Source organism: Streptomyces sp., from assembly GCF_036566765.1.
In the GTDB taxonomy this organism is placed as follows: Bacteria; Actinomycetota; Actinomycetes; order Streptomycetales; family Streptomycetaceae; genus Streptomyces.
Map to the genome: position 1 here is coordinate 15,027 of NZ_DATCVQ010000172.1, position 16,033 is coordinate 31,059.

Below are 16,033 nucleotides of genomic sequence, written 5' to 3' on the forward strand. Positions count from 1 at the left end.
CCGAGGGAAGGCGCCCGACGCGACGAAGGCTCGCGGCGGGCGTCTTTCGCATACCTTCGTGTAATATTCGTCACTCTCTTGCGCAATACTGGGCAGAGACAACGAAGGTCCTCATGGGGGAGGGTGCTGATGGCGCGCATCGTCGGCGTGCACGGGATCTGGTGGCACTGGAAGTCGCGGGCCGAGATGGAAGACACCTGGCGGACGGCGCTCCGCACGGGGCTCGAGAACATCCGCGATCCCCACGCCGCCACCGCCACCTTCGAAGCCGCCTACTACGGGCACCTCTACAACGCGGGCTCCGGCAAGAGCGACGGCGGGCGCGCGTACACCGCCGCCGACGTCGAAGAGGGTTTCGAACTCGACCTGTTGGAGGCGCTGGCCGCCGCCGTGATCGCCGACGACCCTGCGGCGCGACCGGGCGACGACGCCGCGACCAAGGGCCTCGCCATCCGTGGCGTCCAGGCCCTCCTTGACGTCGTGCAGCGCTCGCCGTTCATCGGCGGCATGGCCTCCTCCGGCGTGATCCGCCTGCTCAAGCAGGTGCACCGGTACTTCGACGACGCGCAACTCCGCAGCGACGTCCGCGCGGAGGTGCGGGCCGCCATCGGCAGCGACACGCGCGTCGTGGTCGCCCACTCGCTCGGCACCGTCGCGGCCTACGAGGAGCTGTGGGACCACCCCGAGTGGGAGATCGACACCCTGGTCACCATGGGGTCCCCGCTCGGGCTCAAGGGCGTCATGTCCCGCCTGGACCCGAAGGCGGGCGCGAAGCCCGGCCTGCCGCCCTCGGTGCGCCGCTGGGTGAACGTCTCCGCGGAACAGGACATCGTCGCCCTGCGCAAGCGCCTCAAGACTCTGTACGGCGACGCGGTCGAGGACTTCGTGGTCGACAACCCGCTCCTGCAGTTCCACGACAGCGCCCGCTACCTGACCAACGTACGGACCGCCCGTGCCGTCGCCGCGGCACTCGGCTGAACGCTGGTTCCTCCTGGCGGGTGAGGGCGCCTACGGGGGGACGACCGGGCTGCCCGCCCTGGAGCACGTGCCGCGCGAGATCGCGACCATGCGGGCGGCGCTGTCCGAGCTGGGCCTGACGGAGATCGACCCGCCGGCCCCCGGCGCACGCGAGCGCGGACTCCACGAAGTACCCCAGGCGCTGGGGAAATGGCTGAAGGCACAGCGGTCCGGCGACGACGGAGCGCATCGGACGCTGTCGGTGCTCGTGTACTGCACCGGCCACGGCATCTCCGGTCGCGGCGAGCAGAGATGGGGATTCGCGCTCCCGGACCACGAGGAGTACAAGAGGAGCGTTCTCACGCCCTTCGAGATCGCCGATCCGCTGCTCGGCAGCGCGGAGAAACGGATCCGTTCCGTGGACGAGCTGCTGCTCGTCCTCGACGCGTGCTACGCCGAGAAGGGGCTGGCGGAGGGCTTCCACGACATCGCCAAGATCGTGGACATCGAACGGCGCACGGAGTTCGACACCTGGGTGGTCGCCGCCGCGCGTTCCTACCAGGAGGCCCAACAACTCGCGTTCGCCCGCGCGTTCAAGGAGGCGCTCTCCCGCCACGAGGACGACGGGGAGGAGTTCGTCGACCCTGGAAGGCTCGTCGCCTCCGTCAACGGCCTTCTGGGCGGCGGCGAGCAGCACGTGTGGGGCGGCGGGTCGGCCGGCCGTCGGTGCCGCGTCCTGCCCAACCCCGCCCACATGCCCGAGCAGCCCGTGGAGCTCGGCCGGGGATGGGGCGAATGGAGCAAGAGAGCCCGCGGGCTCGCCCCGGACAGCCGGGACCCCGGTTGGTTCTTCTCGGGTCGGGAGTCCGAACTGGCCGAGTTACGAGACTACTTGGGCGGCACGCAGGACCCGGGTCCGCTCGTGCTGCGCGGCGTCGCGGGGGCCGGGAAGAGCGCCTTGCTCGCGCACGTGGCGGCCACCGGCATCAGCGCCTGGCGCGGCAACATCCCCGCGATCGTCCGGCGTCGCGGGCTGCCGGTGCCCGAGGGCTCCGCGCACGCGATCGTCAGCGCCGACGGCACGACGCTGGAGTCGCTGACCCGGCGGATCGGCACGGCCCTCGGCGTGGAGCTGCCGCGCGGCGTCGCCTTCGACGACCTGCTCGACTGCCTTCTCGACGGGATCGAACTCCTGCCGCCGCAGGGCATCCTCGTGGACGACGTCCACAAGGCGTTCGCCGACCCCGCCGAGCTCGTGACGGAGCTTCTGGAGCCGCTGACGGAGCACGCCAAGTCCCGGATCGTCGTGGCGGCCCGCCCTCTTGAGTCCGCCGACGCCGCGTGGCGCCGGAGCAAGCTGCCGATACTGCGGCTCGAAGCCGATCCGGAAGCCGTACGCACGTACGTGGGCCGCCAGATGCACCACGGGGCCCGCTCGCGCTACCGAGGCCGCCACGGCCACCCCCGGCAGGAGCGCGACGAGGTCGCGGCCGCCTGCCAGGGCAACTTCGCCGCGGCCGTCGCGGCCGTGGACGCCTTCCTCCCTGCGTCCGGAGACCTCCGATCCGCCCGGCGGGCGGCCGCGGAGCGACTGCGCCGGACGTACCTGGACGCGCTCACCGCCGACGGCCGCCCACAGGCATGGGCCCAGGGGATGCTGAGACCACTCGCGGCGGCAGCGGCCTGTGGCAGTGCCGAGGGCACGGAGGGGTCCGGGCTCACGGCCGAGCACTGGGCGGCGCTCGCCCGGGCCATGTCGCCGCGCGCCCCTGTGACGGGCCCGGAGGACGCCGCGGCGGCCGTCGCGCTGCTCGACACCGGGATCACCGCGCTCGACGCCGAGTCCGGGACCGCCCGCTACCGTCTCGCCCTTCCGGCCGAGCCCGGCTACGAGGCCGGGGAACTGGCGGAGGCCGCCCTCCGCTGCCTGGAGGGCGACGACGGTCGGATCGACTGGCCGCGGGCCGACGCCGCGCTCATCGCGCTGTTCGCGGACGCCGCGCGGCACGAACCCCAGCGCTACGCCTCCGTGTTCGCGATCCCCTCCTTCTGGCTCGCCCTGCCCGCGGCGACCACGGCCCTTTTCGTGGGGGCGCGGGAACTGCCGGTCCCCGACGGGCTCCGCTCGGCCCTGCGCTCCCTGCCTCCCCGAGCCCGGCGGGGGGCGCGCGCCTTCAGGCTCAAGACGCAGCTCATGAGGGCGGAAGCCGACGGCACGCCACTCGACATACGGAGCTTCGGCGCCCCCGCGGAGGTGCTGTGGGCCGAGCCCGAGGACGAACCGCCGCTGCCCCACCTGCTGGCGACGGCGGAGGACGAGCGGCACGGCTACGCGCTCACGGCGCACACGGACGGGTCCCTGCGGTTGTGGGAGTCGGCCGGCGGAGAGATGCGCGCCGTGCTCGAACCCGCGCGGATCGGCGGCCACATCTCGTCGATCGCGCTCGCGATCGTCGACGGGGAGCCGGTCGCGGTGGCGTCCACCGCGGACGGGGGCCTGCTGTGGCGCCCGACGGGCCAGGCGGCCGGAGTGGTCGAGCTGCTCGGCACGCTCCTGCCGCGGACGCCCTTCGACCTGCACGCCGACGGGCTGCTCGCCGTCGCCCGCGACGCGGTCGTGACCGTCACCGATGTCCGCCGCCCAGGACATGTCACCGGTTCCGTCCGGTTCACGAAGCCCGTCACCCGGCTCTTCCTCGGCGACGACGCGGGCGGCGTCCGGCTCGTCGCCGCCACCTCGTCCGGCCTGGTCACCAGCCGGACGCTCGCCCCCGCAGGCTCCCCGGAACCCCATGCCCCTCCGCTGATACTGCCGCACGAGCAGCTCGCGCTGTCCCCCTCGGGCCGGACCGTGGCGGCGCTCGACCACAGCGGCCAACTGCGGGTCTCGGAGACCGGCCGGACCCGTGGCAGGACCCTCACCTGGCCCGCGCAGGACGGAACCCTGTGCCTGGCCGCCGGCGACGCCATGTGCGCCACCGCGGGCGGCGGACGCAACCCGTGGCTGCGCCTGTACCCGCTGAACCACGCGCCCGGGCGGCCGTACTGGCTGCCGCTCCTGGATCCCCCCGTCGGCCTGGCGTTCTCCCGGGACGGACAGCGCCTGATCGTGGCCGACGGCAGAGGGCTGATGTGCCTCGACGTACGCGGCGGGGCCGAGGAAGCACCGTCCGACCACACCTTGGAGTCGCCGTGAACGCGATGGAGTTACCCGCCCGCGATGTCGTCGTCGGTTCGCTGCTCGCCCTCGACCAGTTCCTGGACGGCGCCGGCACGGCCGCGAGCCGCGCCAGGATCGGCGAACTGCTCAAGCGCCTGCAACGGGACGGACTCGCGCCGCTGGAGGAGGAGCGCGAGGAGGCGCGCGAGGAGTCCGGCGGGAACGCGGGCCACGGAACGGGCATCCCGGACTGGCTCGTCGACGACGTCGACCGGGGCCTCGGCCGGATCATGGACCTGCTGTCCGACCCGCAGGGGGAGAGCGGGCCGCACGCCGCGTTCCTGGAGGCCGTGTACGCGGTCCCGGGCCTTGCCGACTCCCTCGACCGGCTGCACGACACGGTGAAGGCGGAGGAGGCCCGGCTGGACCTCCAGGCCCGCGCCGAGGCCGGCCTGTTCGATGTGACCGTGGTGCTCCGCGGCGCCGGTTCCGACGAGCCGGACCGTGCCTGGGTCGTCGGGCTGCGGCCGGACCGGGAACGGGACGCCGCGGCCGACCAGGACGGCGAGCAGGCCGACCACGACCGGACGGCCCGCGACCTGCTGTCCGGACCCAAGCGCTGGCGCTCCGTCTCGCCCGCCACCAACAGGGCCTTCGCCTGGGCGGCTGGCGCCGTCCGGGACCTCATGGAGGACCTGGGGGTGGAACGCGAGCCGCGCCGCGAGGCCCCGTCCCTGTCCGCCATGGGGCTGCTGCCGCCGTCCAGGATCGAGGACGACAGCGTGGCGCTGCCCGCGGCGCTGCGCACCTTGGCCCGGAGCCTGGCCGTGCCCGAACTGCCGTACCCGCGGACGGGTGTGCTCGCCGCGGGCTCGCAGCGACCGCAGAGCACCGCGTTCGAGCGCATGAGCCCCGAGGAGGCCGGGCTGCGGGCCCGCGCCACGGGCGGCTCGCTCATCCATCCGGGACGGCAGGGCTGGTACCGCTCGTCGGCCGGAGGCGGAGCTCCCGTACTCCTCGTCGAGGACCGTGAGCTGACGCTGGCGGGCGCGGCGCGCGCCTACTGGGGAGCGGACTGGGACGCGTGGGCGCGTCGCCGGCACCAGGACGCGCTGTCCGACCTGGGGTGGTACGCGGTCGACTGGGAGACGCCGCGCCCTTCGAGCGAGCAGCCGCTGCCCGACATCAGGACGGAGCAGGTCGACAACCTCCTGGGCATCTTCGGGGGCGACACCCGTAAGGTCGCCGTGCTCGGCGGTCCTTCGGGCACGGGCAAGTCGTGCATCGCCCGCTGCCTCGCCCGGGACCTGACCGAGCAGGGCCGGCGCGTGCTCATCCTGGCGCCGGAGAACCGGGAGTTCCCCACCCGCGAGATGCTCCGCCAGGTGATCCGGCATGCCCTGGGGGCGTCCGAGGACCCGGCCGGAACGCCCGGGTCCGGCCCCGTTCTGGTCGTCCTCGACGGCATCGGCCCCATGGGCGAGAGCGACGTCGACAGCACACTGCCGCACGTCTCGAACGAGCTCGACGTCGGCCTGTTGGCCCTCCTCCAGTACGACATCCACTCGCTGCACGAATGGCGGGCCGAGGGCGTCACCGTGGTGCCTTCCATCGTCCGGCCCGCGGCCCTTGAGCACTTCGTCGAGAAGGCGCGGGAGCAGTGCGCCAAGGACGTCGCCGGCAGCAAGAAGTACATCGAGGCGCTGTGCCGGCGGCACCCCCACGACCTGCGCCGCTTCAGCCTCGGACTGACCCTGGCGGCCAAGAAGGGGATCGACACCCCGGAGGCGCTCGACCGCTATCTGACCGACCTCTTCGACGACCTGGACCCCGCCGTGCAGCGACAGGCCGCGGTCGTGGCCGCGGTGTCCCTGCTCGGCGGCGACGCCAGGGTGGCGGAGCCGTCGCACTGGAAGGGCCTGGAGAAGCTCGGCGCCACCCGGCAGCGCCGCGAGCATCACTGTCGCTTCCTGAGCCCGGCCGACTGCAACACCGTCCTGAGCGCCTATGCCGGTACGCCCGGGGGGCAGGACCAGCGGTTCCCCTCCGAGATCGTCGTCGAGCTCGCCGTCGAGGAGGTCGCGGCCGCGCTCGACGACGACCTCCACGGACCGCTCACCGCCCTGCGCGGCGCCCGCCTGCACAGCGACGCGCTCTGCAAAGAGCTCGCCGAGCAGCTGCGGGACCACCCCAGCGAGGCGTTCCAGAAATGGGAGCGCACCGCCTCGCCCGTGCACATCGCCGTTCTGCTCCTGGCCGTGGACTCCTCGCTCAGCGAGCCGGTCTTCAGTGAGCTGCTCTCCTTCCTGCTCCGGCGGCTTCCCGAGTCGACCGCCCACAGCGGCCGCGAGCTGCTGCCGGCGGTCCGCGCCGTGCTGCGCTACCGGCACCGCATCGGCGACGAGGACCTTCAGCGGCTCGTGCACTGGATGAAGGAGCAGTTCCAGGAGCTGCTCGACGGCGAACCGGGCACCGGCGACCGGCTGTTCAGCGTCCTCGACCGGTTCAGCCGCTTCGACGACCCCGACCTGGACGATCTCGTGGCCCGGCGCGGTGCGGAGATCCTCGTCGGCCTCGACCCCCTCAGGGCCCTGGACTACCGCACCGTCTCCCGGGTGGAGAAGCTGGTGCGCAAGGCCCGCAGGACCGTCGGCGATCCGGTGGACGCCCTGTGGGTCGAGCACGCGCCCGAGGTGCAGAAGCTCCTCGACCACGACCCCGAGAAGTCCGGCAACATCGCGCTGTTCGTCGCCTCGTTCGTGCTGCGGCTGCGCTTCGACCCCGAGTACAGCAACTGGGAGCCCGTGCTCAAGCGGCACAGCATCGGTCTCGGCCGCGCCCTGCGGCGGGCCGAGGCGTCCGAACTGCACTACGCGCTGGAGGAGGCGCGCGAGTACGACCGGGCGTTCGTCACCCGGCTGCTCAACGACGTCCCCGGGTTCGGCACGGCGATCCGCGAGTCACTGTCACGGGGCGCGCTGCCCACCGAGGCGGCGATGCTCTTGCGGAGCACCAGCGAGATCCACGACCTCACCGCCCGCGACGCGCTGTACGTCAACGGCGGCGAGCGTCCCGACCACGCGCTCGCCAAGCGCCTGGCCGAGCAGGTGATCCGGAGCAACGACGCCAAGGGCGCCGGGCTGCTGCTCTCGGCCACGGCCCGGGTCGACGACCTGTTCCACACCGGAGCCAGGGGCTTCGCCCAGGACCTCGCGGACGGCATGGGGGAGACGTGGGTGCGCCGGAAGCTGGAGGAGGACCCGCGGATCTCCGTCCAGTACCACCTCATCAAGGGGATCTGGGAGGCGGAGGCCTCGTACCGGGAGGACTGCCTGCAGCTCTTCGTCGACGTGACGGCCAAGGCGCTGAAGTTCTCGATGCGGCCCTGGGGCCCCCAGACCGCCCTGCTGATCGGCCAGGACGAGGAATTCGGCATGCTCTTCGTCGACGCCCTCAGCCGACAGGTCTCCGAGGACCGTCTGCTCGAAGGCATGGCCGCCCACAGCGCCGACGCGCGCCGACAGTTCCACCGGCTCGGCCGGGCGATGTACGCGGGGGCGCCCGGCCGGTACGTCAGGGAGCACAGCGAGGAGGAGTTCACGGAGTGCCTGCGGACGGCCTCGCCCAGCAGCGCGGCGCAGTGCGCCCGTGACACCATGCGGACCCTGGTCGACGGCGGGGTGGCGGCCCCGGACGCCGGCCGGTACGTACTCCTGAGGAACCGTCAGGAGACGGTCGAGCAGGCCGGCCAGCGGTGGGCCGGCCGGCTGCACCGCGGTTCGAGCTGCGCGCAGGTCACCGAGGTCCTGAACGTCCTCAGCCGGCTGGACTCCGAGAGCGCCTCCGCGGCCCTCGACGCACTGCTGAACAAAAGGGTCTTGTCGCGTTCGGCGGTGACCAACGGGCTGCAGGAGCATCTGCGCCAGGCCATGTTCAACGATCCGGTCGAGGCGACCCGCCTGCTCAGCACGGTGGAACGGGTGTCGGCAGGCAGCGGGGTGGCGCTGATGGTCCAGGCGCAGCAGGACACCAGGGCCTGGAACGCCTACACCCGCGAGCTGGGGCACATCCAGCACCCGACGCAGCAGTACGCGGTCGTGCGGCAGTTGGTCGACCTCGGGCTGCGGTCCAACCAGGCGCACTCGGCGTGGGTGGAGAAGCTCCGCGGGCCGCGGCACGTCAGCGCGGTCAACGTGACCAGTCCCGCGGCGCTCACCAACGTGATCCGGATGGCGCTGATCTGGGACCCGGACTGGGCGCGGGAGCTCGCGGCGGCGATCTCCGGGGAGAGTGTGGCCCGGCGGATCGGCCAGGGGCGGCGGGTGGCCGACCTGACGCACACGCCCGGGCTGTTGGCCGTGCTCCGGACGGTCGGCGCCGACAACACCGTCCGGCTCATCCTCGACGCCCTGGAGAAGGTCCCGCCCACCGCGTACTCGGGGTACCTCGACCTGCGCACGCTGGACCACCTGATGGTCTTCGTCCGCGACGAGCGTCCGGACCTGGCGTACGTGCTCGCGCCGGTCGTCGCCGAGACCATCGGCGGGCGGATGCGCCGCAAGGTCGTGTTCGACGAGGCCCAGCACTGGCGGGAGATCGGCTGGGCGGCGCGCTCGCTGCACCTGGTCAACCGGCAGGACCTGATTCCCCGGGCGACGCCCGGGCGGCTGCCGAACCCCGCTCATCCCTACGCCACGGCGTGGGGCGTGATGTGGCTGCCCGAGCAGCGCTGGACCACGGAGGCGCTCGCGAAGGCACGGGAGCATCTGCTGCGCCCCGACCATCCCAGCCCGGGGGCGGCCTTCGTCGCCCTGGCCTACGCCTCCCGCTCAGGCCGGACCTCGGAACTGCGGGCCGACGACGGGAGCTGGCCGCAGCTCGCCGGATGCGGGGCGCGATCGCTGGCGGTCCTCCAGCAGATGGCCGTGCGGGACGGCGCGTTGAAGGCGGCGCTCCGCTCCCGGCGCGGGGAGCTCCTTCCGCTGATGGACCGGCCCGCGGCCCGGGTCGACTCCCATCTGGAGGCGGCGAAGAGCTGGTTCATCGGCGTCGACCGCGCCCAAGGGGCCTGATTCGGGGGGTTGTTCGGCCACGGGTGTTCCCGCGCGGGGACGCCCGTGGCTTCGCCGAGGCGGATGCCCTTCGGCGGGACGGCGGGAACTGACGGGTGCACAGGTCTTGTCAGTGCAATTTCACATTACTATGTTACAGCTCACGCAACGGCGCGTGCCCCCTCGTCAACACCCCGACGAACCAAGGGGGTTCGCGCCGCAGCGCACCCGCTCCACGGACCATCCCCCACTTCACTTCCAGACCAGGAGTCCTTGGTGTCCCACCACAGAGCCGTGCGTTCCTCCCTCCTCGCCACCGCCGTCGCGGTGACTCTCGTCGCCTCCACCGGGCAGGCCGTCACCCAGGCCGCCGAGCAGCCGGCGCGGGTACCCGCCGCCCTCGCGCCCGCTGCCGCACCGGCGCCGACTGTCGCGCCGAACCCCTTCGACGAGGTGGAACGCCTCGCGTCCGCCCGGTCGTTCAAGCCCTCCCCGGCCCCCGCGCCCGGCCAGGTCCGCGCCCAGGCCCGGGTCTTCGGCGCGGCCGAGGCCACCTCGAAGGCGACGAGCGCGACGACGTCCCGGTCCGCCGCGCCCCGCACCGCGGCCGGTGTGCCCTGCACCCTCGACGGGATCACGAACCTCGCGCCCGAGCAGTTCGCCGACTTCCTCGCCGACCCCGCCGTCCTCGCCGACGGCTGCCTGCGCGGCCTCATCTGGACCTGGGACGCCCGGCTCGTCCCGGTCATGTCCGACGCCCACGTCCAGGCCGTCTCGCGCCGGATCTCCGCCCTCGCCGCCGCGCACGACGGGCGCAACTCCTCGCACCTGGCGGAGATGTTCACGTACCTGCACGCCGTGGCCTACCACGACTTCTCCCGCGTCGAGATCGACATCACCGACGCGCCCACCGTGGACGCCATGCGCCGTGCGACGGCCGACTTCGGCAACGCCGCCCGCACCTTCGACGCCACCCCTGCCAACGCCGCGACCCTGCGCGAGGCCCTCTACGCGGGCAGCGCCCCCGGCCTGCGCCAGCACCAGCTCGGGCTGATCACGAAGGTGCTGGCCACGATGGACGCCGCGCACCCCGCCACCCACAAGGACCCCACGTGGGCGGGCGCCGCGCTGGCCGGGCTCTCGGTCAACTACCTCGGCGTCTACCCGGGCAACCGGGACACCGCCTTCCACGCCGCGGTCGCCGCCGACCCCGCGTACCGCGCCGCCTTCCGGGCCTTCTCCGGCCACACCCATCTGAAGGGCACCGCCAACGCCTGGGTGGTCCGCGACGCCCTCGGCGAGTACGGCCGCTTCGCCCAGATCGACGCCCTCAAGGCGCAGATCGTCCCCGACCTCGGGGCCCTGCTCGCGCCCGTCGACTCGGCCTTCGGCTACGGCAGCGAGCCCTGGGCCAAGCTGGTGGGCTGGCTCAACTTCTACGAGGCGTGCGCGCCGTACGGGGTGTGCAAGGCGGACATCGAGAAGCGGATCTTCCCGTACACGTACACGTACGACAACGGGGCCATCAAGGTCCGCACCGGCCTGGATCGCGCCACCGTGGACCAGCTCTACTACGCCTCGAAGCAGGTCAAGGCGCAGTACCACCGGGTGCTCGGCACCGAGCAGCCGCTGGCCGGCGACCCCAACACCACGCTGAACATCGTGCTGTACGGCTCCCGCGCCGACTACGTCACCTACCAGCCCATCCTGACCGGCTACGACACGAACAACGGCGGGATGTACATCGAGAACGGCGCCACGTTCTACACCTACCAGCGCCGGGTCCCGCAGGACTCCTCGCTCACGCTCGAAGAGCTGTTCCGGCACGAGTACACGCACTACCTCAACGGCCGGTACGCGGTACCCGGGTTCTTCGGCGAGGGCCCTTGGTACGAGGGCGACCGCACCACCGCCATGGACGAGGGCACCGCCGAGTTCTTCGACGGCGCGACCCGCGACGACGGAATCGCCGTCCGTAAGTCCCTGGTCCGCAGCGTCATCGCCGACACCGCCGGCGGTGGCCCGCGGATGACCGTGGAACAGCTGCTCAACGCGACCTACGAGGGCGACGGCTTCCGTTTCTACTCGTACGCCGGCACGTTCTTCGAGTTCCTGTGGACCGAACGCCCGGCGCTGCTCCGCGAGATGTACGGCCGGCTGCGCGCCGACGACGTGGCCGGCTACGACGCCTGGCGGCACCGCCTGGGCTCGGACACGTACCTCCAGCGCGACTACGACCGTTTCCTGGACGCTCAGATAGCCAAGGTCGACGACCTGTTCGTGCCCGACACCACGTACACGCCGAACGATCAGCTGCGCGACGCGACGCTCGCCGCGGTGAAGTCCTCCTTCGCCGCCGCCACCTCCAACACCCCCGCGTGCGTCGAGAACGGCGACCCGGGCAAGCGCCGGTTCGTCTGCACCGGGCGGATCACCGCCAACCTGAGCGACTGGCGCAGCGAGGACAAGGTCTTCAAGGACATGTCGGAGACCGTCGACTACTTCATCCTCGACCGCGCCGGCGCCGCCTCGAACAACCTGGCCGACATGAACTGCTCCTTCGGGCCGGTGGACATCTGGTCCACGAAGCGCGCGGGCACGTCGGACTACCGCTGCGAGGGGCCCCTGCGCAGCTGAGGCAGCGAAACGTCACATAGTACGCTGGGCCTCTGCGAGTTCTCGGAGGTAGAAGCGGTGGCTGACCTGAAGCAGCACAGTCTCATCAAGGCGCAGGAGCGGCTCCGCGACCAGGTGGGGCATGCACTCCGAGCGGCCCTGATCGCGGGCGAGCTGAAGCCCGGCGGCGTGTACTCGGCCCCCGGTCTCGCGGCCGAGCTCGGGGTGTCGGCCACCCCGGTGCGCGAGGCGATGCTCGACCTGGCCCGCGAGGGCCTGGTCGAGCCGGTGCGCAACAAGGGCTTCCGGGTCACCGAGGTCAGCGAGCGGGAGCTCGACCAGTGCACCGAGCTGCGCATGCTGATCGAGGTGCCGACGGTCGTCCGGGTCACCGAACTCGCCGCGGCCGAACAGCTGGAGGAACTGCGCCCGCTGGCCGAGGAGATCGTCGTCAAGGCCCGCGCGCACGACCTCATCGGCTACCTGGAGGCCGACCGCCGCTTCCATCTGACGCTGCTCGGCCTCGCGGGGAACGACCGCCTGGTCGAGACCGTCGGAGACCTGCGCAACCGCTCCCGACTGTACGGCCTGACCGGCCTGGACGAGGCGGGCAAACTGGTCTCCTCGGCACAGGAGCACGTGGAGCTGCTCGATCTGATGATCGCGCGGGACGTGGCCAGCGTGGAGGAGTGCATGCTCCGGCACCTGGGCCATGTCCGCTCGCTGTGGGCCGAGGGTCGGGACGAGCCGGTGGAGCGCCCGACCGGCCGGCTCGGATCGGTGCGCAGGGGGTGATCAGCCCCTTCGGCGCCCCGGCTTCCCTGCGGGAGCCGGGGCGCCGTCGTGTTCCGACGGAGGTCCCCTGCACGGCCTCGACCGGCTCGTCACCGGCGTGATCCGGATCAACGCGCCTTCCACCGGCGTCGACTTCCACCTCCCGTTCGGCGGCACGAAGGACTCCAGCCACGGCCCGCGCGAACAGGGCCGGGCGGCCCTGGACTTCTACACCTCCAGCCGCACGTACACGATCTCCCCGACGGGTTGACGTGGGCCGCCCCGTACGCTGCCCGGGTCGCCTCTTCCCACCGCCGCCCCGGGAGTCCCACGTGTCCGAGCCGTCCGCCGCCCCCTCGAAACCGTTCCTGTACGTCGTCGTCTGCGCCGCCGGCATCGCGGACGGTGTCGGCCTGCTGATAGACGCCGCGCAGGAGCAGGGCTGGGAGGCAGCCGTCGTCGCGACCCCGCAGGCGCTGGGCTTCTTCGACGCCGAGGCGGTCGTCGCGCAGACCGGGCATCCGATCCGCTCGGCGTGGCGCGCCCCCGGCGACGACCGCCCGCTGCCCCCAGCGGACGCGATCGCGGTCGCCCCGGCCACGTTCAACTCGATCAACAAGTGGGCCGCCGGGATCGCCGACACGCTCGCCCTCGCCATCCTGTGCGAGGCGTACGGCATGGGCATCCCGACGGCCGTCCTGCCGCGCGTGAACGCGGCCCTGTCCGCGCACCCCGCCTACTCCCGGAGCCTGGACCGGCTCCGGGAGATGGGGGTGCTGATCGGCTCCGGCGCTCCGGGGGACGGGGCCTCGGACGGCTTCCGCTGGGAGGAGGCGCTGGAGCTGCTCGCCCCTGTCCTGGGGGAGCGGACGGCCGTCTGAGCCGGTCCGCCACCCCGCCCCCTGCCGGTCCCGGCGGTCACTGCGCGTTCAGGACCTCCACCGTGCCGCGCCCGCCGTCCACGCGGATGCGCTGACCGGTCCGGATCCGCGTCGTCGCGTTGCCGCAGCCGACGACCGCCGGGATGCCCAGTTCGCGGGCGACGATGGAGGCGTGCGAGAGGTTCGCGCCCACGTCGGTGACGATCGCCGAGATCCGGGTGAACAGCGGCGTCCAGCCGATGTTGGTCACCGTCGTCACGAGGATCTCGCCCGGCTTCAGCGACTCGCCCTCCTCGACCGTCGCCACGACGCGCGCGACGCCCTCGACCACGCCGCCCGAGGCCGGCGAGCCGCTGACCGTGTCGGACGGCGGCACGGTGGACTGCGCGTCGTACAGGTCGGCGCGCCGGTCCGGGTCCGCCGCCCAGCTCTGCGGGTCGAACTCGCCCCGGATCAGCGTCGGGTACGTGGGCAGCGCCCGGTACAGCTCGTACGCGGCCCGCCGCGCCGGCACGGCGGCGAGCGGCGACGCGTTCCCGTCGAGGACCGTCAGGATCTCCTCCGCCGCCAGGAAGAACAGGTCCTCGCCGTGCCCGGTCAGCTCGCCGGCGCGCAGCACCACGTCGCGCACCAGCCAGAAGACGCGGGCCACCTCGGTCCGCGCGGCCTCGCGCAGCCGCGCCGACGCGGCCCACCGCTCCACTGTCGTACGCATCGCGCCGACCCGCTTGGGGTGCTGCGCCGCGAACCGCCCCCAGGCCGCGTTCCGCGCCTCGTACTGCCGTACGAGGCGGACGTCGGCGTCCTCCTCGACCGCGCCGAGCGCGGCGAGCTGCCGGTCGATCCAGTCCGGGTCCTCGGCCGGCCGCGGCAGGGAGAGCTCGAACTCGTGCGGGCCGCGGTGGCCGTACGTCCGCTGGTACGTCGCGCGGTCGATGTCGCCGCGGGCCAGCCGCTCCAGGCCGAGCAGCGGCCCCATGCTGGCGAGCTGGCCGTCGTCGCCGAGGCCCGTCGTCATCAGGTCGGCGTCCTCCTCGCCCACCAGGTCGCGCAGTGTGCCGCGGACCTTGACGAGCGTGTCGCCGTCCCTGCGGGTGGCCGCCTGGAGCATGTGGCAGCAGAGCCGGAAGTACGCCTCGATCTCGCGGTCCCACAGCCCGCGCAGCTCCTGCGCGTCGGCCGCCCGGCCCACCCGCGCCCGCAGGTCCGCGCAGCGCTTCGGGGCCTGCTCCAGGAAGCCGGGCAGCTCCTTGCCGTTGGCGCGGATGCGCCTGACGACGGCGAAGGCCTCGGCCATCGTGTCCCGCCACACCCGGAACCGGGACGCGGGCAGCAGCGGGATCTCCATGCCCTCGGGCAGTCGGCCGAAGACCAGCTCGTTGGCCTGCGCGAACTTCTTCGCCTGCCCGAACGCGGCGGCCAGGGTGGCCGTCACGCTCAGGTTCATGTAGAAGCGGCCGCCGATGTTGCCGTACATGGGCCGCCCTTCCAGGGTGGCCCCGACCATGACCTCGCCCATGAACCGCCGTACGAACGACCAGGTCGCCGGCGTCATCACGTCCGGCACGGCCTCGCCGAGGTTGGCGCTGGTCCACAGCGAGTCGGTGCCGGTGCTGTCGTTCCACACCTCGGGCACGGGCGGGGCGGCCGTGGTGATCGGCCGGGCCTGGAGAATGCGCAACTCCCCGTCCTCGCGGGCCCATTCGACGTCGCGCGGGTCGCCGTACAGCTCCTCGATCCGCAGGCCGAGCCGGGCCAGCTCGACGGCCTCGGCGTCGCTGAGGACCGGGGCCTCGCGCCGGTCGGCGGGCACAGGCGCCTCGTGGGTCCCCTCGGCGGTCGGGACGGTCATGACCTCCTTGACGGCGGTCTGCCGCTCGACGACCGCGAGCTCGGCCCGGTCGACGTACACCGTGTCGGGCGTGACCAGGCCGCTGACCACAGCCTCGCCCAGGCCCCAGGCCGCGTTGACGACCAGGCGGTCGGCCGGGCCGCCGAGCGGGTCCACGGTGAACATCACTCCGGCGGCGTCCGCCGCCACCAGCTCCTGCACGACGACGGCCAGCGTCACGTCCTCGTGGGCGATGCCGGCCCGGGCGCGGTAGGCGATCGCCCGGTCCGTCCACAGCGAGGCCCAGCAGTCGCGTACCGCGCTCAACAGGGCTTTCCCGCCATGGATGTTGAGGTAGGTGTCCTGCTGGCCGGCGAACGACAGGTCCGGCAGGTCCTCCGCCGTGGCCGACGACCGCACGGCCACCCTCGCCTCGCCGTCGCCCAGCGCGGCGTACGCGGAGAGGACGGCCTCCCGCAGTGCGTCGGGCAGCTCGGCCCCGCCGAAGAGCGCGCGGATGCGCGGGCCCGCCTCGCCCTCCCCGTCCGCCAGCGCCTCGCCGATGGGATCGGCCAGCTCGGCGGCGGCCACGAACTCCCGGTAGGCGTCGGTCGTCACGTGGAACCCCGCGGGCACCGGCAGCCCGCCGCGGGCGAGTTCGCCGAGGGCGGCCCCCTTGCCGCCCACGGTGTCCAGCGTGGCCGTCGGGTCGTCGAGAGCCATGACCCACTGCATGTCGTCCCCCTGCGTTGTCCCGCACTCA

The 16,033-nt window shown here is 72.9% G+C and carries 7 protein-coding genes and 1 pseudogene; 7 read left to right on the forward strand and 1 reads right to left on the reverse strand.

Annotation, left to right across the window (positions count from 1 at the left end):
• Window positions 1-129 precede the first annotated feature (129 nt).
• From VIU94_RS09385 to VIU94_RS09415, 7 genes and pseudogenes are all read left to right on the forward strand, one after another.
• The gene (locus VIU94_RS09385) at window positions 130-978 is read left to right on the forward strand and encodes a hypothetical protein (protein WP_331909558.1); all 849 of its coding nucleotides are present in this window, start codon (window positions 130-132) and stop codon (window positions 976-978) included.
• Complete coding sequence (locus tag VIU94_RS09390) at window positions 953-4,153, forward strand: AAA family ATPase (RefSeq protein ID WP_331909560.1); 3,201 nt, start codon at window positions 953-955, stop codon at window positions 4,151-4,153. The genes VIU94_RS09385 and VIU94_RS09390 overlap by 26 nt, the downstream gene beginning before the upstream one ends.
• Window positions 4,150-9,189, forward strand: coding sequence for an ATP-binding protein (locus VIU94_RS09395; RefSeq protein WP_331909562.1), 5,040 nt, complete (start codon window positions 4,150-4,152; stop codon window positions 9,187-9,189). The genes VIU94_RS09390 and VIU94_RS09395 overlap by 4 nt, the downstream gene beginning before the upstream one ends.
• A gap of 255 nt (window positions 9,190-9,444) precedes the next feature.
• Window positions 9,445-11,805 carry a collagenase gene (locus tag VIU94_RS09400; RefSeq protein WP_331909564.1) on the forward strand — a complete coding sequence of 787 codons (2,361 nt, stop codon included), beginning with the start codon at window positions 9,445-9,447 and terminating at the stop codon, window positions 11,803-11,805.
• A gap of 57 nt (window positions 11,806-11,862) precedes the next feature.
• On the forward strand, window positions 11,863-12,579 hold the full coding sequence (locus tag VIU94_RS09405; RefSeq protein ID WP_331909566.1) for a GntR family transcriptional regulator: 717 nt from the start codon (window positions 11,863-11,865) through the stop codon (window positions 12,577-12,579).
• Window positions 12,580-12,646: 67 nt separating this feature from the next.
• Window positions 12,647-12,829 (forward strand): annotated as a pseudogene (locus tag VIU94_RS09410) (aldehyde dehydrogenase family protein); the annotation flags it as partial.
• Window positions 12,830-12,890: 61 nt separating this feature from the next.
• Complete coding sequence (locus VIU94_RS09415; protein ID WP_331909568.1) at window positions 12,891-13,439, forward strand: flavoprotein; 549 nt, start codon at window positions 12,891-12,893, stop codon at window positions 13,437-13,439.
• A 37-nt stretch (window positions 13,440-13,476) separates the two neighbouring features.
• Here the strand turns inward: VIU94_RS09415 and VIU94_RS09420 are convergent, their stop codons facing one another.
• Window positions 13,477-16,005 carry a PEP/pyruvate-binding domain-containing protein gene (locus VIU94_RS09420; RefSeq protein ID WP_331909570.1) on the reverse strand — a complete coding sequence of 843 codons (2,529 nt, stop codon included), beginning with the start codon at window positions 16,003-16,005 and terminating at the stop codon, window positions 13,477-13,479.
• Window positions 16,006-16,033 lie beyond the last annotated feature (28 nt).